This is a genomic window from Mesocryomonas fontinalis (assembly GCF_055730125.2).
On record NZ_JBUZWG020000004.1, the window covers coordinates 269719 to 290647 of the forward strand.

20 protein-coding genes are annotated in these 20929 nt (G+C 67.2%); 9 read left to right on the forward strand and 11 right to left on the reverse strand.

The window, feature by feature from the left end:
- Positions 1–34: 34 nt before the first annotated feature.
- The 4 genes from ACZL02_RS12160 to ACZL02_RS12175 form a co-directional block, all read right to left on the reverse strand.
- Positions 35–652: a PQQ-dependent catabolism-associated CXXCW motif protein gene (locus tag ACZL02_RS12160; protein ID WP_472940075.1), complete on the reverse strand. Its 618-nt coding sequence runs from the start codon at positions 650–652 to the stop codon at positions 35–37.
- Positions 653–660: 8 nt separating this feature from the next.
- Positions 661–1482, reverse strand: a complete 822-nt coding sequence (locus ACZL02_RS12165) for a substrate-binding domain-containing protein (protein ID WP_472940076.1) — start codon at positions 1480–1482, stop codon at positions 661–663.
- Between the two features lie 38 nt (positions 1483–1520).
- Positions 1521–2273 (reverse strand): c-type cytochrome, encoded by a 753-nt coding sequence (locus ACZL02_RS12170; RefSeq protein WP_472939863.1) that lies wholly within the window; start codon positions 2271–2273, stop codon positions 1521–1523.
- Positions 2274–2589: 316 nt separating this feature from the next.
- Positions 2590–4437, reverse strand: coding sequence for a methanol/ethanol family PQQ-dependent dehydrogenase (locus tag ACZL02_RS12175; RefSeq protein ID WP_472939864.1), 1848 nt, complete (start codon positions 4435–4437; stop codon positions 2590–2592).
- A gap of 989 nt (positions 4438–5426) precedes the next feature.
- Here ACZL02_RS12175 and ACZL02_RS12180 point away from each other — a divergent pair.
- On the forward strand, positions 5427–6245 hold the full coding sequence (locus ACZL02_RS12180) for a quinoprotein dehydrogenase-associated SoxYZ-like carrier (RefSeq protein WP_472940077.1): 819 nt from the start codon (positions 5427–5429) through the stop codon (positions 6243–6245).
- A 128-nt stretch (positions 6246–6373) separates the two neighbouring features.
- On the opposite strand, the gene ACZL02_RS12185 is transcribed toward ACZL02_RS12180, so the two are convergent.
- The 3 genes from ACZL02_RS12185 to ACZL02_RS12195 form a co-directional block, all read right to left on the reverse strand.
- Positions 6374–6718 (reverse strand): hypothetical protein, encoded by a 345-nt coding sequence (locus ACZL02_RS12185; RefSeq protein ID WP_472940078.1) that lies wholly within the window; start codon positions 6716–6718, stop codon positions 6374–6376.
- Positions 6719–6850: 132 nt separating this feature from the next.
- Complete coding sequence (locus ACZL02_RS12190) at positions 6851–7798, reverse strand: YVTN family beta-propeller repeat protein (protein ID WP_472939865.1); 948 nt, start codon at positions 7796–7798, stop codon at positions 6851–6853.
- Between the two features lies 1 nt (position 7799).
- Positions 7800–8357: an SRPBCC family protein gene (locus ACZL02_RS12195; protein ID WP_472935947.1), complete on the reverse strand. Its 558-nt coding sequence runs from the start codon at positions 8355–8357 to the stop codon at positions 7800–7802.
- A 250-nt stretch (positions 8358–8607) separates the two neighbouring features.
- On the opposite strand from ACZL02_RS12195, the gene ggt reads away from it, so the two are divergent.
- From ggt to ACZL02_RS12220, 5 genes are all read left to right on the forward strand, one after another.
- Positions 8608–10386 (forward strand): gamma-glutamyltransferase, encoded by a 1779-nt coding sequence (gene ggt / locus ACZL02_RS12200; RefSeq protein ID WP_472939866.1) that lies wholly within the window; start codon positions 8608–8610, stop codon positions 10384–10386.
- Positions 10387–10458: 72 nt separating this feature from the next.
- Complete coding sequence (locus tag ACZL02_RS12205) at positions 10459–11610, forward strand: iron-containing alcohol dehydrogenase (protein ID WP_472939867.1); 1152 nt, start codon at positions 10459–10461, stop codon at positions 11608–11610.
- 1 nt (position 11611) lies between these two features.
- The gene (locus ACZL02_RS12210; protein ID WP_472939868.1) at positions 11612–12736 is read left to right on the forward strand and encodes a mandelate racemase/muconate lactonizing enzyme family protein; all 1125 of its coding nucleotides are present in this window, start codon (positions 11612–11614) and stop codon (positions 12734–12736) included.
- A 1219-nt stretch (positions 12737–13955) separates the two neighbouring features.
- Complete coding sequence (locus tag ACZL02_RS12215; protein ID WP_472939869.1) at positions 13956–14393, forward strand: DUF2231 domain-containing protein; 438 nt, start codon at positions 13956–13958, stop codon at positions 14391–14393.
- The gene (locus ACZL02_RS12220) at positions 14390–15700 is read left to right on the forward strand and encodes a PQQ-dependent sugar dehydrogenase (RefSeq protein WP_472939870.1); all 1311 of its coding nucleotides are present in this window, start codon (positions 14390–14392) and stop codon (positions 15698–15700) included. Before ACZL02_RS12215 ends, ACZL02_RS12220 begins: the two co-directional genes overlap by 4 nt.
- Positions 15701–15800: 100 nt before the next feature.
- On the opposite strand, the gene ACZL02_RS12225 is transcribed toward ACZL02_RS12220, so the two are convergent.
- On the reverse strand, positions 15801–16793 hold the full coding sequence (locus ACZL02_RS12225) for an Ldh family oxidoreductase (RefSeq protein WP_472939871.1): 993 nt from the start codon (positions 16791–16793) through the stop codon (positions 15801–15803).
- A 295-nt stretch (positions 16794–17088) separates the two neighbouring features.
- Here ACZL02_RS12225 and ACZL02_RS12230 point away from each other — a divergent pair, with 295 nt between their 5' ends.
- The gene (locus ACZL02_RS12230) at positions 17089–17337 is read left to right on the forward strand and encodes an Lrp/AsnC family transcriptional regulator (RefSeq protein WP_472939872.1); all 249 of its coding nucleotides are present in this window, start codon (positions 17089–17091) and stop codon (positions 17335–17337) included.
- A 46-nt stretch (positions 17338–17383) separates the two neighbouring features.
- Here the strand turns inward: ACZL02_RS12230 and ACZL02_RS12235 are convergent, their stop codons facing one another.
- From ACZL02_RS12235 to ACZL02_RS12245, 3 genes are all read right to left on the reverse strand, one after another.
- Positions 17384–18196, reverse strand: a complete 813-nt coding sequence (locus ACZL02_RS12235; protein ID WP_472939873.1) for a ferredoxin--NADP reductase — start codon at positions 18194–18196, stop codon at positions 17384–17386.
- Between the two features lie 129 nt (positions 18197–18325).
- The gene (gene pncB / locus ACZL02_RS12240) at positions 18326–19630 is read right to left on the reverse strand and encodes a nicotinate phosphoribosyltransferase (RefSeq protein WP_472939874.1); all 1305 of its coding nucleotides are present in this window, start codon (positions 19628–19630) and stop codon (positions 18326–18328) included.
- 110 nt (positions 19631–19740) lie between these two features.
- Positions 19741–19920, reverse strand: coding sequence for a hypothetical protein (locus ACZL02_RS12245; RefSeq protein ID WP_472939875.1), 180 nt, complete (start codon positions 19918–19920; stop codon positions 19741–19743).
- Positions 19921–20180: 260 nt separating this feature from the next.
- Between ACZL02_RS12245 and ACZL02_RS12250 the strand changes: the two genes are divergently transcribed.
- Both ACZL02_RS12250 and ACZL02_RS12255 read left to right on the forward strand, forming a co-directional pair.
- On the forward strand, positions 20181–20540 hold the full coding sequence (locus ACZL02_RS12250; protein WP_472939876.1) for a PepSY domain-containing protein: 360 nt from the start codon (positions 20181–20183) through the stop codon (positions 20538–20540).
- A gap of 194 nt (positions 20541–20734) precedes the next feature.
- The gene (locus tag ACZL02_RS12255) at positions 20735–20902 is read left to right on the forward strand and encodes a hypothetical protein (RefSeq protein WP_472939877.1); all 168 of its coding nucleotides are present in this window, start codon (positions 20735–20737) and stop codon (positions 20900–20902) included.
- Positions 20903–20929 lie beyond the last annotated feature (27 nt).

Below are 20929 nucleotides of genomic sequence, written 5' to 3' on the forward strand. Positions count from 1 at the left end.
CGGCAGGTGGCGCTGGAATAAGCGCCCAGGAGCCCTACTCGTCCGGCCGCTTCTCCGGCTCTTTCCGCTCCATCGGAAGGCCTGCCTCGCTCCATCCGTCGGTGCCATCCGGATACCATGACACCGCGGTGTAGCCCCCGGCGACGGCGCGCCGCGCGGCGTTCCAGCTCATCCAGCAGTCCCGGAGGCAATAGAACACCAGGGGCCTGGCCTTGTCGCCGCCCGTCGCACGCGCGAGCCCCGCCTCGAAATAGGCCTGCATCTCCGGCGGCAACGCGCCGTAGCCGGTATCGGCCAGCCAGATCGAGCCTGGAATATCGGCACGGGGTTTTGGGTGCCAGACTGTTCCCGCCGGCAGGCCCTTCGGCTTCGGCGCCCGCGGCAGAACGTCGATGAAGGCGGCGGCCTTGGTCTCGAACAGCCGCTTCACGGCCGCCGTGTCGACGACGTCGGCTCCCTTCAGCGAGGCTGGGGTCGGCGAGCGATAGTCGTCCATCCGGTAGCCCATGGGCTCCGCGACGGTGGCGCCCGTCGTTGCAGCGTCTTTTACGGACACAGCGGAAGCAACTGCGGTGGCGGGCTCGTCGGCCTGCGCCGGGAACGCCGCATTGATCCCGACCAAAACCGCCGAGACCGCCAGGATCCGGCGCAGCGCCCGCATCAGCCGCCTTTCTTCGAGACGATCAGGCGGTTCTGCTCGTCGAGCAGCGGCACGCCGAAGGAGATCAGGATCTCGTTGATGGCGTCCTGGTTTTCGCGGATCAGGGTGTTCAGCGTCCGCTTCCATTCCTGGTCGGAGACCCGCACGCCCATGGTGATCCGGAACGTCATCGCCGGGCCGCCTTTCGGCTCCTTGACCAGCGGCGTGACGGTGTAGTCCTTGTCGGACTTGCGGGCGTAGAAGCCGGCCTGCGGCCCCCAGAGGATCGCCGCATCGATCTCGCCCTTGTCGAGATCGTCGATCATCTTCTGCGCCGAGTTGTCGTAGCGCGTGTCGACCATCAGCTGGTAGCCGCGCGCCTTTCCGATCAGGCCGGCGCGGGCCATGTAGGTACCGGGCGGCGTGCCGGCGACGACGCCGATCACCTTGCCCTTCAGCTTGGGATCCTCGATCACGTCGACCCCGTCGAGCGGCCCGCCTTTCGCCACCACCAGCGAATAGGCGGTGCGGTAGTAGGCGTTGGTGTTCTGCACCAGTTCGTCGCCTTGCGGATAGCTCATGATGACGTCGCAGGCATTGGCGCCGAGCGTCATCCGCACGAAGCCGGTCGCCTGCGGGAAGAAGCTGTAGGCGACCGACTTGCGGCCGAGCTTCTCGGCCACGAAGTTCGCCAGGCTGTTCTCGAACCCCTCGTACTTGTCGTTGGAGAACGGCAGGTTGCTGGGGTCGGCGCAGACCCGCAGGATGTTGGGATCGACGAGCTCGATGGATCCACCGAACTCGCGGTCCTGTGCTCCCGCCGTCGCCGTCAAGGCGAGCATCAGGGCACCGCCGAGAATGACGAGGCGGGAGGCCATCGTCAGAAGCCGAGGCAGGCGTTTTCAGCCGCCTGCGCTTCCTTGTTGACCTTCGGCTTCTTCGGCTCGCCGCGCGGAATGGCGCCATCGGTCCGGCCGCGCAGGTAGACGTAGATGCCGTCGAGGAAGCACATCACGTTGAGGTCCTCGCCCCAGGCCGGCATGATCGAGTTGACCGGGTGCCACTTGTTCTGCTGGCCGTTCACCACGATGCCGGTGAAGTCGTAGTAGTTGATCCGCTGCAGCTGGTCGGTGAGGTTCGGCGCGAAGGACGAGCCGAGACCGTCGGGGCCATGGCACTGCATGCAGTTGGCGGAATACTTCTTGTACCCGCGCCAGGCGTAGTAGTCGAAGGTGCCGTCGGCGGCCTTGCTGTAGATCGGGTTGCCCGCGCTGTCGACGAACTTGCCCTCGTCACCGGCGGTGGCCGCGGCGCCGTTCGCCTTGGTGTCGGCCGACATCACGCCGCCAGCCGCGGCAGCATCGCCCGCCGGTGCTGCCGCAGCCGCCGTCGCGGGAGCAGCGGGTGCCGCCGGAGCAGCAGCTGGCGCTGCGGCCGCAGGGGCTGGCGCTGCCGGTGCCGCTGCCGCGGGGGCGGCAGGTGCGGGGGCCGCAGCGCCGGCGGGGGCAGCCGGCACGATCTCGGCGGGAGCCTGCTGCGCGTTCGCCATGGACATCGGGGCCAAGGTCGCCGTGGTCAGCATGGCGGTGGACAGAACCAGGTTGCCTGCAAGCGCGAGAAGCTGTCGAGTCATCTTAACCTCATGAATATCGGGGCACGAAGAACCGACCGAACCGGTCGACGCTGTGATACTGAAACCTTTTTGCCTGTAACGATCGGCGGCTGCCAAGCTCATTCTCGAAAGTCGGCTAATTCCCTAAAGAGCACGTGAAGAAGGACGCGAGCGCAAGTCTTTATTGATCATGCATCGCGCCTTGCGACAGTTTGCAGCACCAGAATTTAACAGTCCGAAGACATGAAAAACCCGGCGAACGACCTGGGCCGCTCGTCGGGTGCAGGGCCGGCTGGCCCGCCGTGGAGGACGGCGGGCCCGAGGGAGGGGTCGAGGTCTACTTCGTGGCCGTCTGGTTCGGCACGGTGAAGACCGTCAGCTGGCCGCCGAGCGCGGTGTACTTCGACAGCGCGGCATAGCCACCGACGGCGCCGAGACCGGCGTTCGGATCGGTCAGGCCAGCTGCAAGGCCGATGCCGGCCCAGCCGCCGATGCCCGAGAGCACGCCGACGAACTGTTGGCCGTCCGTCTCGTAGGTCATCACGTTGGCGATGATGCCCGACGGGGTCTTGAACTTGTAGAGTTCCTCGCCGGTAGTCGAGTCGACCGCCTTCAGGTAGCCCTCGAGGGTCCCGTAGAAGACGATGTCGCCCGCGGTGGCGAGAGCACCCGACCAGACCGAGAACTGCTCGGGCAGCGACCAGACGATCTCACCCTTGCCAGCGTCCCAGGCGATGAAGTTGCCCATGCCGCCATGGCTGTTCGGGGCGGGGTACATCGACAGCGTCGCGCCGACATAGGGCTGGCCGGCGGTGTAGGCGACACGGAACGGCTCGTAGTCCATGCAGACGTGGTTGGTCGGCACGTAGAACAGCTTGGTCTTCGGCGAGTAGGCCGCCGGCTGCTGGTCCTTGGTGCCGAGCGCCGCCGGGCAGATGCCCGTCGAGTTCACGTCTTCACCGTTCTGCTCGGTCGAGTACTGCGCCACCACCTGCGGACGGCCGTACTGCTCCGAGTTCTTGTCCATGACGACTTCGGTCGCCCAGTTCACCGCCGGATCGTACTTCTTGGCGACGAGCAGTTCGCCGGTCGCGCGGTCGAGGGTATAGGCGAAACCGTTACGGTCGAAATGCGCCAGCACCTTGCGGGGCTGCCCGCCGACGTCGATGTCGGCAAGGATCATCTCGTTGATGCCGTCGAAGTCCCACTCGTCATGCGGGGTCATCTGATAGACCCACTTGGCGACGCCGGTGTCGGCATCACGGGCCATGATGGTCATCGACCATTTGTTGTCACCCGGCCGCTGCGACGGGTTCCAGGTCGACGGGTTGCCGGTGCCGTAATAGATGAGGTTCAGCTCGGGATCGTAGGAATACCAGCCCCAGGTGGTGCCGCCACCGATCTTCCACTGGTCGCCTTCCCAGGTCTTCGTCGAGGAGTCCGGGCCCACCGGCTTGCCGAGCGAAGTGGTCTTGGCCGGGTCGAACAGCATTTCTGCGTCCGGTCCGGTGGAGTAGGCACGCCAGGCCTGCTTGCCGTCCGAAAGGTTGTAGGCGGTGATCGAACCACGGACGCCGAACTCGCCGCCAGAGATGCCGATCAGCACCTTGTCCTTGACGACCATCGGCGCGGCCGTGCCGGTCTCGCCCTTGGTGCTGTCGCCGTTCTTCACGGTCCACAGCACTTCGCCGGTATCGGCGTTGAGCGCGACGACGGTGGTGTCGGCCTGGTGCAGGATGACCGTGCCCGGCTTGCCGTCGGCGCCGGGGGCGAAGGCGACGCCGCGGTTGACGGTGTCGCAGCACATTACGGGGATGACGTTCGGATCCTGGGTCGGCTCGTACTTCCACTTGATCGACCCGTTATCCTTCAGGTCGAGCGCGTAGACGATATTCGGGAACGGCGTGTGGACATACATCGTGTTGCCGATGACGAGCGGGTTGCCCTCATGGCCGCGGAGAACGCCGGTCGAGAAGGTCCAGGCCGGGACGAGTTCCTTGACGTTGGACTTGTTGATCTTGTCGAGCGCGGAATAGCGCGTGTTGGCATAGTCGCCGGTCGGCATCGTCCAGTCGGCGGGGTTCTTCGCCAGCTCGGACAGCGCTTCGTTGGCATAAACCGTCGCGGTCCCGAGACCGATCAGCAGGCTTGTCGCCAGCGCCGCCTTCGTCATCATCTTCAGCATCAGATTCCTCCCAAGGAACATCACCCGTTCGGCTCCCGCGAACGGAACTGTCCGCGTGCGACCGCTCACATCGTATATGGGGGAAGGTTCCCGGCAGCGTGTCACGACCGCCAATAGGGGTCTTGGTGGGCACCGTTGATCTTGCCCTACCGTGGCCTTCGAGATTCGGCATGCTCCCAACACGCCGACCTTGAAGCCGGAAACCATGGTTCACGCTAGGCTGAAGATGACAGCTACGCAAGCTTGCAAACCAAGAAATATTGTGTGCAATGCAGCATATACCGGTTGCATTGCACTAGAGTGGGCTGGAGATACTCCGGCACCTCCAGTCTATGCTTGCCAATTTTCCCTATATCTTGCGAATAACCGAAGTCCTGTAAGGGATGAACTGATAGTTTCCACCCGCAGCGCCTGATTTTGCTGAAGTTCCGGCAAGCAGCTCTACTGCTCAGGCTGGCAGGCAAAGCTTGTGCATCCGCCCGTCGTCGACGCTGACGACTTCCGCCGTGGCGCCGGATTGCCGGAAACTCTGGCGTTGCTAAGCTTCCCTGTTAATTATCCGGCTCCGCCTCGCGGCGCGTTGACAATCCCGTCAACAGCCTCGGTCCCACAGATGCGCGACCAAAGAACTATGACGCCGCTTGCGACACCGGGCCGCAGTTCTCCTTCTCCTTCCCTTCCAGCGCTTGCGGGGACTTCTCGCCTGCAGGATTCGCCGTCGGATGGGCCAAACCAGGGAAAGTCGGGGAATGGCCACAGAGCGGTGATCCCGAATGACCCCGCTTATCCCGCTCGGCAGCAACCTCACGCCAATGTTCCCGCTGGCGGTCGCCTTAAGACATTACAGCGCTTGAGCTTTTGGATCGCCGGCGGCACACTTGTCGCAGGCGATCCAGAAAAAACCGCGGCGGGCACACGCGGAAGGCGCCGACTGGGAGGTTGTCATGATCCGTTCGCAACGCTGTGCCGGCACGCTACGGCCACGCCGCATGCTTGTTTCCGCTGGCCTTGCCGCCATGCTGCTGTCGGCCGCGGCGCCGATCGCTCTCGCCGGATCCGCTCCGACGCCGGAGGAGGCTGCGGCCTCGGCGCAATCGTCGTGGCCGGGCCTCGTCACCGACGTCTTCAACGACAAGCCGATGCTTGACGGCACCGGCATCGTGACGCTGGAGGCGCCATCGCGCGCCGCCGATCCCGCCATCGTGCCGATCAAGCTGGTCGTCGATCCCGCCAAGAACATCCGCAAGCTGACCTTGGTGATCGACGAGAACCCCTCGCCGGTCGCCGCCACCTTCACCCTTGGCGACAAGTCGGGGCTGACGACGCTGGAGACGCGCGTGCGCGTCAACGCCTATACCGATATCCACGCGGTCGCGGAGGCCGACGACGGCACGCTCTACATGGTCAAGCGCTTCGTGAAGGCTGCGGGCGGCTGTGCCGCGCCCGCCGCCAAGGACGCAGCGGCGGCCGCCAAGAGCCTCGGCGAAATGCGGCTGAAACGGCTCGGCGCCGAGGAAGGCCCCAATGCCGGCCGCGACGTCGCGCAGCTGATGATCCGCCACCCCAACAATTCCGGCCTGCAGAAGGACCAGGTGACGCTGCTCTACATCCCCGCGCACTTCGTCTCCGACCTCACGGTCAAGCGCGGCGACGCCCTGGTGTTCTCGATGTCCGGCGGCATCTCGATCTCGGAAGATCCGAACTTCCGCTTCGACTACACCGCCGGCGCCGATGCGACCTTCACCGCCAAGGCGACGGACACCGAAGGCGCCGTCTTCGAGAAGACGTTCCTGGCCGGCAGTTCGTAAGCGGGCTATTCGCGAAAGTACCCTTTAGAGCGCATCATCCAGTAGTGGATCCCGGCGAAACCATCGTTTCCGCTGGGATCCATTCCCTTCCGGCTCATCGCAAAGTCCGCGCCGGAACATCCGCTCCCTCACTCGAAGCAGCGGATCTCGGCTTCGGCTTGGGCGCGCCGGAGGTCGCCGATCACCCGCTTGGACTCGACGCCGGTCTTGAACAGCACGCCCTTTTCGCCGGACACCTGCCCCATCGACAGGTACGTCGACGCCTCGACATACTGGTCGTAGGGCACGATCGAGGCGACGACGTCGAACGAGCAGGAACAGCGCTGCAGCGATTGCGGCGTGTTGCCGTTGGCCTGCATGCAGCCGAACACGTAGTCGGCGGTGGCGACCGTCGGGTAGTCGTTCGACGGCAGGATCGGTGCCGCCGTCTTCGCGCCCGCCGCCGTCTGGGCCGTGGCCAGCCCGGCCGACATCAGCAGCGCCAGCACGGCGAACCCCGGTCGTTCAAATCGCGTCATGATGGCCTCCCAGCCTCTGAACTCTTGAATGCGGCCGCTCGAGCAGCCCAGCCGGATGTCACGGTGGCCCTCGGCCCCCGCAATGGTCTATTTCCCGCGCCGAATGAACTGGCCGAAAGCGCGCGGTCCGTCGCCGACCTCGACCTCGCCGACGACGGCAAGCGTCGCCGTATCGATCTTCATCAGGAGATTGTCGAACCAGTTGGCGACGTAGACGAAGTCCTCGCCGCTGCCGGCCTCGATCCCTTCCGGATATTCGCCGACCTCGATCGTCTTCACCACCGCCAGCGTCGCCGCGTCGAAGACGCTGACGGTGCCGGCATACTGGTTGGTAACGAAGACCTTGCCCTTCGCCGTGGCGGTGACGTAGGGCCGCAGCCCCACCTTGACGGTGCCGACCGCCTTCCGGCTCGCCAGATCCACCACCGTCACCGAATCGCTGCCGACATCGGCGGTGTAGACCTGCCGTCCGTCGGCGGAGAAGCTGACCCCGAAGGGCCGCTCGCCGACCGCCGCGGTTCCCGTCACCGTCAGCGTCGCCGCATCGATGATCGAGATCTGGTTGGAATCGCGGTCGGCGGTGACGATGGTCTTGCCGTCGGCCGAGACGGCGACGCCGGACGGCGACTGCCCGACCTCGACGCGGCCGGTGATCTCGCCCGTCTCGGGATCGACGACGAAGAGCTCGTGCTCGTACCAGTCGGCGACGTAGACCGGTGCGCCCGACGGATGCACGGCAATGCCGAGCGGCCCGCCGGCGAGCTTGATGCGCCGGACAACCTCGCCCGAACCGGTGTCGACCACCGACAGCTCGGTCGAGTCCGGCGAGGTGACGAACGCCCGGCGCCCGTCCTTCGTCACCGCGATCCCGGCCGGCTTGCCGCCGATCGGGATGGTCTTCGTCACCGCCATCGTCTCGAGGTCGACGATCGAGAGATTGTCGCTCGACTGGTTGGTGACGAAGGCCGTGTCCCCCGCCTGCGCTTGCCCCGCGAGGAATGCGAGGGCCAGCGCGGCGAGAGCCGATCGCTTCATGTCAGGAGCCCTTTTCGGCCGCCTGCTTGATGCCGCCGAGCCCCTTCTGCGCGAACTCGGAGACCGCCTTGATCGCCGCCGCATCGTTGAGGTCCGGCGGCGGATTGCCGTTCGGGTCGCCGCGGTAGAAGGCGGCGCGCCACTCGACCGTCGAGGTCTCCGGCGTCTTGCCGGGCTTCACGGTGAGGTAGGATGAATAGTTGGTGACCGGCAGCACCTTGACGTCGACGTGCGGCAGCAGCGTTGCGTACATCATCTTGGCCGCATCGTACTTGTAGAGCGACTCCGCCAGCTCGCCGCCGCTCTTCAGCGTGACGAGGCGCGCGGTCTCGACGGCATTGCCGCCGGCGCCCTCGGTCTTGGCGACGTCGGGGTGCCAGGACATGTCGTTGAATTCCTTGATCCGCTCCCAGACCTTCGCCGGGGCCGCGTTGACCTCGATGGTCTCGGTCACCTTCTGGCGGGTGGGCCCATGCGCCAGCGCCAGGCCGGGCAGAATCAAGAGCGCGACGAGCGCGCCCATTAGCCGTGCTACCACGACGTACCTCCTTGATTTCATTGATCCGACTGCGCCTCCACGCGGCCGGTCGGTGCCCGCCGGGAGCCTAGACCGGTTCGGCGGCGAAGGAAAAGCGAATATCGCAGCCGCCCCGAATTATCCCGCCGGCCATCGTATCCCCCGCTTCCGCCCCCTTGCCCACACGGCGCGGTCCTTTCCGCCGCGAAGCTGCTTCCCGGCGTTGACAGCCGGCGCCGGCTTGCAGAGCCTTGCGACACGCCTGCCCAGCCCCGCGGCAAAGGAGACGTCCATGCGCCGATCCCACCTCGTCCTTGCGCTCACGCTGCTCGCAAGCCCGGTCCACGCCCAGCAGGCCGCCGATGCGCTTCAGCCGGAGGCCGCCTCCCCTGTCGCCGCCAAGACGCTGGTGCACGCGAAGTCGCAGATGGTCGTCGCCGCCCACCCCCTCGCCGCCGAGGCCGGCCGCGAGATCCTTCGCGCCGGCGGCAATGCGGTCGACGCCATGGTGGCGGTGCAGCTGGTGCTCGGCCTCGTCGAGCCGCAATCCTCCGGCCTCGGCGGCGGCGCCTTCCTGGTGCGCTACGATGCGGCGACGAAGACGCTCGAGACCGTCGACGGCCGCGAGACCGCGCCGGCCGGCGTGACGCCCGAACTGTTCCTCGATGCCGCGGGCAAGCCGCTGTCCTTCCTCGATGCCGTGGTCGGCGGCCGCTCGGTCGGCACGCCCGGCACCGTCCGGCTGCTCTACGACACGCATCTACGGGGCGGCGGCGACCTCGCCTGGCGGCGCGTCGTCCAGCCCGCCATCGACCTCGCCCGCAACGGCTTTGCCGTCACCCAGCGCCTCAACACGCTGCTCGCCGACCCCGATCTGGCGCGCTCACCCTCCCTGCGCGCCTATCTCCTCGATCCCGCCGGCCAGCCCTGGCCGGTCGGCCATATCCTGAAGAACCCTCAATATGCCGAGACGCTGGAGCGCCTGCGCGACCAGGGAGCCGAGGGCTTCTACGCCGGCCCGGTCGCACAGGGGATAGTCGACACCGTTTCTTCAGGCGAGACCATCGCCGGCGCCCGCAATCCCGGCACGCTGTCGCTCGCCGACCTCTCCGCCTATCGCTCGACGGTGCGGCCGCCGGTCTGTGCCGCCTATCGCGGCTACGACGTCTGCGGCATGGGGCCGCCTTCCTCCGGCGCGATCGCCGTCGGGCAGATCCTCGGACTGCTCGAACCCTACGACCTCAAGGCGCTCGGCCCGGACAGCGCCAAGGCCTGGACGCTGATCGGCAACGCCTCCCGCCTCGCCTTCGCCGACCGCGGCCGCTACGTCGCCGATACCGACTTCGTGCCGATGCCGACCGGCCTCCTCGACAAGGCCTATCTCGCGGACCGCGCCAGGCTCATCGACGGCGGGACCGCTTTGCCGGAAGCTGCCGTCGTGCCGGGCGAGCCGAGCTGGGACCATGCAGGCCTTGCACCCGGCACCGTCCCCGCGCGGGGCGACGACGCCAGCATCGAACTGCCCTCGACCAGCCATTTCGTCATCGCCGACAAGGCCGGCAACGTCGTCTCGATGACCACGACGATCGAGAACGGCTTCGGCTCGCGCCTGATGACCGGCGGCTTCCTCCTCAACAACGAGCTGACCGACTTCTCTTTCGCCCCGCAGGAAGGCGGCCGCCCCGTCGCCAACGCCGTGCAGCCGGGCAAGCGGCCGCGCTCCTCGATGTCGCCGACCATCGTCATGAAGGACGGGCGCCCGGTGATCGCCATCGGCTCGCCCGGCGGCAGCTCGATCATCGGCTTCGTCGCGCAAGGCGTCATCGCGATGATCGACTGGAACATGGACGCGCAAGCGGCGGTCGCCGCCCCCCATCTCCTCAACCGCTTCGGCGCCTTCGAGCTCGAGGCCGGCACGCCGGCCGCCGAACTCGCGGCGCCGCTGCAGGCGGCCGGGTTCAAGACCAAGACCGGCGAGCTGAACTCGGGGCTGCATGCCATCGAGATCATGCCGGACGGGCTCGAAGGCGGCGCCGATCCGCGACGCGAGGGTGTCGCACTGGGCGATTGACGCGGCGGGCTGCGGCCTGACAGGCTCCCTCCCGACGGGCGCTCGTCCCGGCATCGCGCAAGAGGGTGATCCATGACGTTCAATGCCGCCGCCGTCCCGGAAATCGTCTTCGGGCCGGGCAGCCTGCAGCAGATCGGCGCCCGGGCGCTCGCGCTCGATCCGTCCCGACGGGCGCTGATCGTCGCCGATGCCTTCCTCGTCCAGTCCGGCTGCGTCGCCCGGCTGCAAGGCGACCTTGCCGCCGCCGGTATAGAGGCGACCGTCTATGGCGAGATCGCCGGCGAGCCGAAGGCCGCGCACCTCCATGCCGCTGGCGAAGCCGCGCGCGGCGCCGGGCTGGTGATTGGCATCGGCGGCGGCTCGGCGCTCGACGTCGCCAAGGTCGCCGCTTGCCTTGCCGTCGGGGAGGCCGACCCGATGCACTACGCGCTGGCGATCAACCCGCTGCCGGCCGAGCCGCTGAAGAAGATCTTGATCCCGACCACCGCCGGCACCGGCTCGGAAACCTCGTCGACCTCCGTCTTCTCCGACGTCCGCGGCGACAAGGTCTGGATCTGGGGCCCCGAGACCAAGGCGGACCTCGCGCTGCTCGACCCCGCGCTAACCGTCAGCCTGCCGCCAGCACTGACCGCCGCCTGCGGCCTCGACGCCTTCATCCACGCCTTCGAGGCCGCGACCAACCGCAAGACCCACCGCGGCGCACAGCTCTACGCCCATGCCGCGATCCGGCTGATCTCGGGCGCCCTCGCCCGGGCCGTAGCCGAGCCCGGCGATATCGAGGCGCGCGGCGACCTGCTGCTCGGCTCCTGCTATGCCGGCATCGCCATCGACCAGTGCGGCACCGCCGTCGCGCACATGATCAGCCATGCGCTGGCCAGCATCGCGCCGGTCAACCACGGCTTTGCCACCGCGCTCGCCTTCGAGGCGACGCTGCCCTGGCTCGCCGAGCAAGGGACGCACGACATGCAGACCGCCGCGGAGGCGGCGGGCCTCGTCTCCGTCGCCTACCTCCCCGGCTTCGTCAGCGCGCTGATGGACCAGTGCGGCTTCCAGCGCGTGCTGCCCGCCGCCTTCGCCGGCGTCACCGCCGACGAGCTCGCGGTCGCGATGCGGGCGCCCGGCCAGGCGCCGATGCGCGCCGCCACGGTGCGCGAGATCGGCGATGCCGACATCGAGGCCTTCGCCGCCTTGCTCTTGGCCACCGCGCCCGGAAAGGCCGCCTGACATGTCGAAGATCACCGCGATCGAGATCACCCGCCACCGGCTGCCGCTCGACCCGCCGTTCAAGGCGAGCTGGGACGGCCGCCCGCGCACCGGCTTCGACGCCGCGATCGTGCGCATCCGCGACGACGAGGGGCGCGAGGGGATCGGCTCGGGCGACCTGATGCTCGGCTTCGAGGGCCATGAGGACCTCTTCATCGGCTGGGATCCGCGCCTTCTCGAGCGGCACTACGAGGTGCTCTCGCACCTGCAGTTCCACTATGGCCGCTGCTGGCCGGTCGACCTCGCGCTCTGGGACCTCGCCGGCAAGGTGACGGGCGAGCCGGTCTGGCGCATGCTCGGCGGCCGGTCCGACCGCGTCCGGCTCTACGCCTCCTCCGGCGTGCTGCGCGACCACGGCGCCATGGCCGAGACCGCCGAGCGCTTTCGTGCCGAGGGCTTTCCGGCCATGAAAGTCCGCTTCACCTCCTCCGCCGGCGGCCGCCTCGGCTGGCGCGAGGACGTTAGGGCGCTCGAGGCGATCCGCGCGCGGGTCGGCGATGGGCTGGAGCTGATGGTCGACTGCAACCAGGGCTGGCGCATGCCCTGGGATACGTCCGCACCCTGGAATTACAAGGACGCGCTGGCGGTGGCCCGCGAGCTCGAGCGCCTCGGCATCTACTGGATGGAGGAACCGCTGCACCGCGCCGACCGCCGGGGCATGGCGGATCTGCGCCAGGCCGTCTCGATCCGCATCGCCGGCGGCGAGATGACGCGCGAGCTGCACGAGTTCCGCGACCTGATCGAGGGCCGCTGCCTCGACGTGCTACAGCCCGACGTCGCCCTCGTCGGCGGCATCACCGGCCTCCGCCGCATCGCCATCATGGCGCGCGAGGCGGGGCTCGCCTTCACCCCGCATTCCTGGACCAACGGCATCGGCGTCGCCGCCAACGCCCACCTCACCGCCGGCATCGGCGAGGCCGCCTGGCTCGAATGGCCCTACGACCCGCCCGAATGGTCCCTCGACCGCCGCGACTACCCGATGTCGGCGCCGCTGAAGGCCGATAACGGCTGGCTGGTGCTGTCCGACGCGCCGGGGCTCGGCATCGCGCTGGACGAGGAACGGCTGGCGGCGACGCGGGTGGGGTGAGAACGTCCCATCAACCCGCCTGCCTCTTCGTGCGGCCGGTCTGCACCGAGTGAGACTGGCGCAAGAATGGCGAGAACCCGCCGGCGTTGCTCACTGCGCCATCCAACTCGTCCCTGCCGCAATGAAGCAGAGTTTGCGGTGCGGATACCCCAAAGGTCGTCATCCTCGCGCACGGCGCGGGGACCCATGCCTCTGCATTTCCACCACCTCTACGGTTACCGGATAGGTGGTTCAGTGCGCTTTGCATTTGTGACACGCGCCTTGGCATGGGTCCCCGCGCGGCGCGCGAGGATGACGAAGCTCCGGCGATTGCCAGAAGTTTCCTTCCACCACGGCCAGAGAAAATGGGTCCGACCGCCTGTAACCTCTGCGCCGATCCGCATCCCACCTAAGCAATAGTTCCTAGTTTTATTTTCCTATACCCTCCACAGTCGCCTCGTTGTCAGACGGGCGCCCGATCACCGCCCCATCGGCAGCATCCGGGCCGTATCCTCGTCGCGAGGGAGGCGGCGCCCGCAGGAGAATGCCCGAGACAGCCCCCGCCGGCGCGGACCAGCCGGCCTATCGGGCCGAGGCAAGGCAAAGCGGGTGGCGGCAAGGGCCTTGGCCGGGCTTCAGCCGCCGAAGGAAGGCCTTGCGGGACTGGCATCCCCGGAGGCAGCGGCCCGTCAAACGGGTCAGGCCTGCAAAGGCGGTCTTCTGGACCGCCGGAGACACCGCGGTGCGCCGGACATGACCGCCACCTCCCGCAACACCAACCCCGGCGCTCCGCCGTTTCCAAATCGTCCTCCCGGCCGGTCGGCACGGAAGCCTGTCGACGCGTCCTGCGAAGACCCCTCTCAAGTCAAAGCGTCGCCTTTGCTCTAGAGGTTTTGCAGCGATGTCCCGAAGTATGAGAGCGTGGACGGCTACCTGTCATCCGATGACAGGATCGTTCTCTGGGGTGTCCTCTCCCGGCTTTTGCGATCGAGCCGCGGCTTTCACCCTCCGGAATCACAAAAGATAGTGAAGCCGGCCGGTTTTGATCTTACCAAGACGAATGGCGGCCTTACATCGCCTGTCAGGCGAACCGGAACATCTGTTCGTCGCCACCGAAACACCACACGTCACTTCCGTCACACGCGACGCCCGTATGCCTCCCTTCTCGACGCCGCCGGAGGCGCGCACCGCAAGGGAAGGTGGCGATTGGCGTTTTCTTGCAGCCAAGCTGGAGCTGAGAATGAGTAGAACACACGAAGACCACGGATCGAAAGCCAGCGCGCTGCACGGCATCTTGCTGAGCTTTCCCGTTGCCCTCTTCAGCCTGGCCCTTGCAACGGACATCGCCTACCTCAAGACCGCCGAGACGCAGTGGACGAACTTCGCCAGCTGGTCGATCGCCGGCGCGCTGGTGTTCGGCGGACTGGTGCTGGCCTGGGCGCTGATCGAGTGGCTGGTCAAGCTCGGCCATCCCGCCAGCCGCGGCCGCCTCGTCTACTTCGCCGTCCTCGCGGTGATGTGGGTCATCGGCCTCGTCAATGCCTTCCACCATGCCCGCGACGGCTGGAGCTCGGTCGGCACCGTCGGCCTCATCCTCACCATCATCTCGACCGTGCTGGCGCTCATTGCCGGCTGGATCTTCTACTCGCGTACCCTTCAGTGGGAGGTAGCCCGATGACCAAATCCGTTCTGCTGGCCCTTGCGGCCGCCCTTTCCCTCTCGGCCTGCGACAGCAGCGACCCGAGCCTCAACCAGACCGGCGCGCAGCCCGACCTGCCCGACATCAACGAGACGCTGATCCCGCCGATGAAGATCGCGGCCCCCGCGGGCTGGAACGGCGAAGTGCCGACCGTGCCGCAGGGCTTCACCATCTCGGCCATGGCGACCGACTTCGCGATTCCGCGCCAGATGCTGGTGCTGCCGAACGGCGACGTCCTCGTCGCCGAAGGCCGCGGTGGCAATGCGCCGGCGCTTCGCCCGAAGGACATCATCGCCGGCGTGATCAAGAAGCGCGGCAACACCAGCGTGAAGAGCGGCAACCGCATCACGTTGCTGCGCGACGCCGACAATGACGGCGTGCCCGAGGTGCGCACGGTCTTCATCGACAACCTCAATGCGCCCTACGGCCTCGCCTTCGTAGACGGCGCCGTCTACGTCGCCAACCAGGACGCGCTGATGCGCTTCCCCTACCAGGACGGCGAGACGCAGATCACCGCGCCCGGCGAGGAGGTCACCAAGCTTCCCTCGGCGATCAACCACCACTGGACAAAGTCGCTCGCGGCCAGCGCCGATGGCACCAAGCTCTATGTCGGCATCGGCTCGAACAGCAATGTCGGCGAGCGCGGCATGAACGTCGAGCAGGACCGCGCCGTCGTGTGGGAGATCGATCGGGCGACCGGCGCCCACCGCACCATCGCCCGTGGCATCCGCAACCCGACGGCCCTGGCGATCGAGCCGAACAGCAAGGCCCTGTGGGCCGTGGTGAACGAGCGCGACGAGCTCGGCCCGCAGCTGGTGCCGGACTATCTGACCTCCGTGCGCGAAGGCGCCTTCTACGGCTGGCCCTACAGCTACTGGGGCAAGAACCTCGACCCGCGTGTGCAGCCGCAGAAGCCGGACCTCGTCGAGACGGCGGTTGCGCCGGATTACGCGCTCGGCTCGCACGTCGCCGCGCTCGGCCTGTCCTTTGCGACGCAGAACGGTTTCGGCAGCAACTTCGCCCAAGGCGCCTTTATCGGCGAGCACGGCAGCTGGAACCGCCAGGATCCGTCGGGCTATAAGGTCGCCTTCGTGCCGTTCGAGCAAGGCCGCCCGTCCGGCGAGCCGACGGACTTCGTGACCGGATTCATGAAGGACGGCGATACGCGCGGCCGGCCGGTCGGCGTTTTGTTCGACCCGAACAAGCGGATCCTGCTGATCGCCGACGACCTGTCGAACACGGTCTGGCGCGTTGCGCAGAGCCCGCAGGCGCAGGCCTCGCGCTAAACAGCAGAGCGCGCGGCCACCCCGCGCGCTCCAGGAAATAAAAAGGCGCCGCAGGTTCGAGCTCGGCGCCTTTTTCGTATTCGCCGGATCGCAGGATCCTCTACAGCGCGGCGATCGCCGCCAGAACGTCCGCCTCGATCTCCACGCCTTCCTCGATGGCCTTCTGGCGCGCCGTCTGGCCGCGGCGACCCGGCAGGCGTGCGCCCGGCTCCTCGGCGACGCGCGTCGCCATCTCGGCCATCCGCACCGTCGTGCCGGCGCCGCCGATGCGGACGGGGTCGAGCGCGATGATGACATGGCCGAGACCGACAGGCGGACCATTGTCCTCGAACAGCGAGCCGGCCTCGTAGGCGAAATTGCCGCCGGTGAGCCCTGCGGCGAGCATCTCCACCATCAGCGCCAGGGCCGCGCCCTTGGCATCGCCGGCCGGCACCATCGTCCCCGCCATCGCGGCATTGGCGTCGGTGGTCGGGTTGCCGTCGCGGTCCAGCGCCCAGCCCTCCGGGATCGGCAGCCCCTTCTGCCGCGCCGTCATCACATTGCCCCGCGCGACCTTTGAGAGCGAGAGGTCGACGACCACCGGCTCCTGCCCCTCGAGGGGCGCGGCGAAAGCGAGCGGATTGGTGCCATAGAGCGGCGTGCGGCCGCCCCAGGGCGCCATCGCCGCCGGCGCATTGGCGACCATCAGCGCGACGAGACCGAGATCGGCGAGACGCTCGACCGTCAGCCCGGCGACGCCGGCATGGTGCGAACGGCGGATGGCGGCCATCGCGACGCCCTGGCTGCGGGCGATCTCGGGCAGGAGGTCGACCGCCATGTCGAGCGCGGGATAGGCAAAACCGTCGGCGGCATCGACCACCAGCACCCCCGGCGCCGGGCGGAAGGCGGCCGGCACGGCATGGCCGTTCACCTTGCCGGTCCGCGCCTGCCCGGTATAGGCGACGACGCGGCGGAGGCCGTGATTGCCTTGCCCCGCCGCCTCCGCCGACACCAGCGCGCGGGCGACCGAACCGGCGACGGCGCGGTCGACATTGCCCTTCATCAGGGCGTCGACGACGAGCGCTTCGGCATCGGCAAGGGTCAGGCGGGTCATGGCGATCTTTCAGAGAGGATGAGATGGAGGTGCTGCCGCAGCCATAGACATCCCGGCCGGACGATGGAAGCCGCCGCGACCGGCTGCGCGCATCGCCTGCCTCCCCGCTGGCGCCAGCGGCGCGGATCCCGCGATCCTCCTCGGCAAGGATTCCCTGCGAGCGCCGCAAAACAACGGCATCCCGACACGTCGGATCCCGGCATGGGCGGGTTCGCAAACCGATACCGGTCCGCAAGCCGATGCTGTAGACACGGCGCACCATTCTCGGCGCCCAGCGCCCAGCCGGAGCATCTCGATGAAGACCATCTTCGTGCAGTTCAAGTGCCGGCCCGGCAAGGCCTATGCCGTCGCCGACGCCCTGGTGCAGGACGTCGAGGAGATCTCGGAGGTCTACTCGACCTCCGGCCAGTTCGACCTCCTCGCCAAGTTCTACCTCGGCGACACCAGCGATCTCGGCCGCTTCGTCACCGAGCGCCTCCAGGTGATCGACGGCGTCACCGACACCTTCACCACCGTCGCCTTCAAGGCGTTCAGCGCGGCTTGACGGCTGACCTGGGGCCGCGCGGGGACAAACCCGACCGGTGTAAGGCTCAGCCGACGAAGGCGCGCTCGACCACGTAGGTCGCGGGCTTGGAGTTGGCGCCTTCCTCGAAGCCGTAGCGGTCCAGCATGGCGGCGGTGTCCTTCAGCATCGCCATCGAGCCGCAGATCATCGCCCGGTCGGTGGCGGGATCGAGCGGCGGCAGGCCGAGATCGGTGAACAGCTTGCCGGTCTCGACCAGCGTGGTGATCCGCTCGCCCTTGGCCTCGCCCTCGCGCGTCGCGCTGGAGTGCAAGAGCAGCTTGTCGCCAACGAACTCGCTCATCAGCTCGTCCGCCTTGATCTCCTCGACCAGCTCCTTGCCGTAGGTCAGTTCGGCCAGCGTCCGCGTCGTGTGCGTCAGGATCACCGTCTCGAACTTGTCGTAGGTCTCGGGGTCGCGGATGACGCTGGCGAAGGGCGCGATGCCGGTGCCCGTCGAGAACAGATAGAGCCGCTTGCCCGGCACCAGCGCATCGTGCACCAGCGTGCCCGTCGACTTCTTGCGCATCAATACGGTGTCGCCGACCTCGATCTTCTGCAGATGCTCGGTCAGCGGACCGCCGGGCACCTTGATCGAGAAGAATTCGAGTTCCTCCGCCCAGGACGGGCTCGCCACCGAATAGGCGCGGTAGACCGGCTTCTCGGCGTTGGGCAGGCCGATCATCACGAACTCGCCCGAGCGGAAGCGAAAACCTTCCGGTCGCGTCATCCGGAAGCGGAAGAGCTGGTCGGTGTAGTGCTTAACCTCGGTCACGGTCTCGGCGTAGACGCCGGCCGGGATCGGGAAGGAGGCGGCGGTCTCGGGGGCAAGGGCATTCATCGAAGGCGGGCCTTCCGGTTCAGGATTGCGATCCGGCTTGCAAAGGCGCGCGCCGGGAGGACAGGGGTGTCGACAGGGCTATCGCGCGGGTTTGACCTATAAATCGGGCTGTGGCGAGACACGCCTTGCTCAAACCAGCACCGCTCGGGGAAAAACCGTCGACGCGCCGAAGAGCCGGCGGTAGCGCTCGATCTCGGCGGGATCGCCAGTGGCCTTGCCGGGATTGTCCGACAGCTTCACCGCTGGCCGGCCATCCGCCTCGATCACCTTGCAGACCAGCGAGATCGCCTCCAGCGCCGAGCGCCCGTCCGGCGCCACGTCGCGGAAATCATTGGTGAGGTTGGTGCCCCAGCCGAAGCTCATGCGCACCCGCCCCTCGAAATGCCGGTAGGCAGCCTCGATCCCGTCGACATCCATGCCGTCGGAGAACACCAGGAGCTTCTCGCGCGGATCGATGCCGCGGGATTTCCACCAGGCGAGAATTGCCTCTCCGCCCTCGATCGGCGGCGCCGAATCGGGCCGGAAGCCGGTCCACTCGGTCAGCCAGTCCGGAGCGCAGCGCAGGAAGGATTCGGTGCCGAAGGCGTCCGGCAGAACGACGAGGAGGTTGCCGCCGTAATAGCTCTGCCACTGCTTCAGCACCTCGTAGGGCGCCTGCCGCAGCGCCGCGTCGCTGTCGGTCAGCGCCGCCACCACCATCGGCAGTTCGTGCGCGTTGGTGCCGATCGCCTCGACGTCGGTCTCCATCGCCAGGAGCACGTTGGACGAGCCGATGAAGGCATCCCCCAGCCCTTCCTTCAGCGCCTCGACGCACCAGCGCTGCCAGAGGAAGGAGTGCCGTCGCCGGGTGCCGAAGTCGGAGATCTTGAGGTCCGGCAGCTGCCTCAGGCGTTCGACCTTGCCCCACATCTTGGCCTTGGCGCGGGCATAGAGTACGTCGAGCTCGAAGCGGCCGAGATCCTTCATCGCGGCACGCGAGCGCAGCTCGTTGATGATCGCGAGCGCCGGGATCTCCCACATGGTGGTGTGCGTCCACGGCCCGCTGAAGGTCAGCTCGAACTGCCCGTCGACCCGCCGCAGCTCGTATTCCGGCAGCGCGAAATTCTCGAGCCATTCGAGGAAGGCGGGACGGAAGATCTGCGTCGAGCCATAAAAACTATTGCCGGCGAGCCAGATCATCTCGCGCTTTGACAGGCGGATGGTGCGGGCATAATCGAGCTGGGCGCGCAGTTCGCCCTCGTCGATCTCGTCGGCAATGCGGATGGTCTTTGCCCGGTTGATCAGCGAGAACGTCACGTCGACGTCCCGGTGCAGGCCCCAGATCATCTGCAGCATCAGCAGCTTGTAGAAATCAGTATCGAGCAGGCTGCGCACGATCGGGTCGAGCTTGAAGGTGTGGTTCCAGACCCGCGTGGCGATATCGGTCGCGACCATGAGCATTCCCGGGGCTTGCGCTGCCGGATCCATGCCGGGCTTTCCGAGGGTTTAGCGCAGGCGACCCGCGAAGGCCAAGCCATCTCGGCGGCGATGCCGGCCGAACCGGCTCACTTCGGCTGGCAAACGACGGTCAAGGCCTGTCTCGAAGCCCCGAGATCGCTCTCCGCCTCCTGAAAGAGCTGGCGAAGCTTCGCGATCGAGGAACCATCGCTGCCGATCGAAAGCCCCTTCGCCGCCCGCTTGAGATCGAGCAGGAAGCCTTGGTCACCGTCCCAGTCAAAATCCATCCTGGATGTCTCTATCATGTGCAGGAGACTAAGACGAAACGGGAACGCGTTCTCTAACCCATGATAGGTTTTCGCCGAATTTCGAACGAGATTGGCGCCCAAGACCCGTGTGAAGACTGAACCGCAACGCATTCGAACGCCTTCAAACGCGTCAAAACGCCTTTCAGGGAAGCACCGGGCGCACGGAACAAATATTCGTGTGAACGGTTAGGGTGCACCAAGATTGACGCGGAGAGCGTCGGCAGAAAAGAGGCATTCCCATGCAGAATAAATTCTGGGCCATTGGTCTCCTTGCGCTCGGCGCGGTCACCGTCGGAACGCCCGTTCTCGCGCAGAACATCGTCATCGGACCGGACGGCGTCCGCGTCATGGAGCCCGACCGCGACCGTCGTGGACCGCCAATGGACGACCGCCGCGGCCCGCCGCGTGACGATCGCCGCGACCGTCGCGAGATCAGCGAACGCGAAGCCGTGCGGATTGCCCGCGGCGAGGGCGTGCGCGAGGTCGACGACGTCCGCACATCGCGCCGCACCTATTCGATCCTGGGCGCTGACCGGCGCGGCCGCGACATTCGCGTCGACATCGACCGCCGCTCGGGCGACGTGATCTCGGTTCGCTAGTTCGAGAAGCGGCGGGTTCAAAGGAACCAGCTGCCCGGTTCCTAAGAATTGAAGCCACTACAAGCCCCTTCCGACCCCGTCGGAGGGGGTTTTTTACTGGCCCGACCCGAGCGGTCCGGCGAGGCAGCGGCGGGGCTGACCGGGAACAATGACAGGGCATGCCGTCTTGCTGATCCAGTGAAATGGAGGAAGCCATGTCCAACACCCCCGGCATCAACCCGCTGACCCCGGACCTCGAAGAGATCCGTCACTCCGACGACCCGGCCTTCGAGGACAGCCAGGACCCGGCGCCCCAGGACGAGGCGGAAACGGAAGAGGAAGCCGCGGCGCGGATCCAGCGGCAGACCATCGACCTCGCCTGACGGCGGGCAGCAACCGTTCTACAAAGG

Coding starts and splice junctions, on each gene's coding strand:
- ACZL02_RS12235 (WP_472939873.1), bottom strand. CDS start 18,196: ATGAATGCCCTTGCCCCCGAGACCGCCGCCTCCTTCCCGATCCCGGCC.
- ACZL02_RS12220 (WP_472939870.1), top strand. CDS start 14,390: ATGACCAAATCCGTTCTGCTGGCCCTTGCGGCCGCCCTTTCCCTCTCG.
- pncB (WP_472939874.1), bottom strand. CDS start 19,630: ATGGTCGCGACCGATATCGCCACGCGGGTCTGGAACCACACCTTCAAG.
- ACZL02_RS12180 (WP_472940077.1), top strand. CDS start 5,427: ATGCTTGTTTCCGCTGGCCTTGCCGCCATGCTGCTGTCGGCCGCGGCG.
- ACZL02_RS12245 (WP_472939875.1), bottom strand. CDS start 19,920: ATGGATTTTGACTGGGACGGTGACCAAGGCTTCCTGCTCGATCTCAAG.
- ACZL02_RS12230 (WP_472939872.1), top strand. CDS start 17,089: ATGAAGACCATCTTCGTGCAGTTCAAGTGCCGGCCCGGCAAGGCCTAT.
- ggt (WP_472939866.1), top strand. CDS start 8,608: ATGCGCCGATCCCACCTCGTCCTTGCGCTCACGCTGCTCGCAAGCCCG.
- ACZL02_RS12210 (WP_472939868.1), top strand. CDS start 11,612: ATGTCGAAGATCACCGCGATCGAGATCACCCGCCACCGGCTGCCGCTC.
- ACZL02_RS12190 (WP_472939865.1), bottom strand. CDS start 7,798: ATGAAGCGATCGGCTCTCGCCGCGCTGGCCCTCGCATTCCTCGCGGGG.
- ACZL02_RS12205 (WP_472939867.1), top strand. CDS start 10,459: ATGACGTTCAATGCCGCCGCCGTCCCGGAAATCGTCTTCGGGCCGGGC.
- ACZL02_RS12255 (WP_472939877.1), top strand. CDS start 20,735: ATGTCCAACACCCCCGGCATCAACCCGCTGACCCCGGACCTCGAAGAG.
- ACZL02_RS12175 (WP_472939864.1), bottom strand. CDS start 4,437: ATGCTGAAGATGATGACGAAGGCGGCGCTGGCGACAAGCCTGCTGATC.
- ACZL02_RS12215 (WP_472939869.1), top strand. CDS start 13,956: ATGAGTAGAACACACGAAGACCACGGATCGAAAGCCAGCGCGCTGCAC.
- ACZL02_RS12225 (WP_472939871.1), bottom strand. CDS start 16,793: ATGACCCGCCTGACCCTTGCCGATGCCGAAGCGCTCGTCGTCGACGCC.
- ACZL02_RS12250 (WP_472939876.1), top strand. CDS start 20,181: ATGCAGAATAAATTCTGGGCCATTGGTCTCCTTGCGCTCGGCGCGGTC.
- ACZL02_RS12165 (WP_472940076.1), bottom strand. CDS start 1,482: ATGCTCGCCTTGACGGCGACGGCGGGAGCACAGGACCGCGAGTTCGGT.
- ACZL02_RS12195 (WP_472935947.1), bottom strand. CDS start 8,357: ATGAAATCAAGGAGGTACGTCGTGGTAGCACGGCTAATGGGCGCGCTC.
- ACZL02_RS12170 (WP_472939863.1), bottom strand. CDS start 2,273: ATGACTCGACAGCTTCTCGCGCTTGCAGGCAACCTGGTTCTGTCCACC.
- ACZL02_RS12185 (WP_472940078.1), bottom strand. CDS start 6,718: ATGTCGGCCGGGCTGGCCACGGCCCAGACGGCGGCGGGCGCGAAGACG.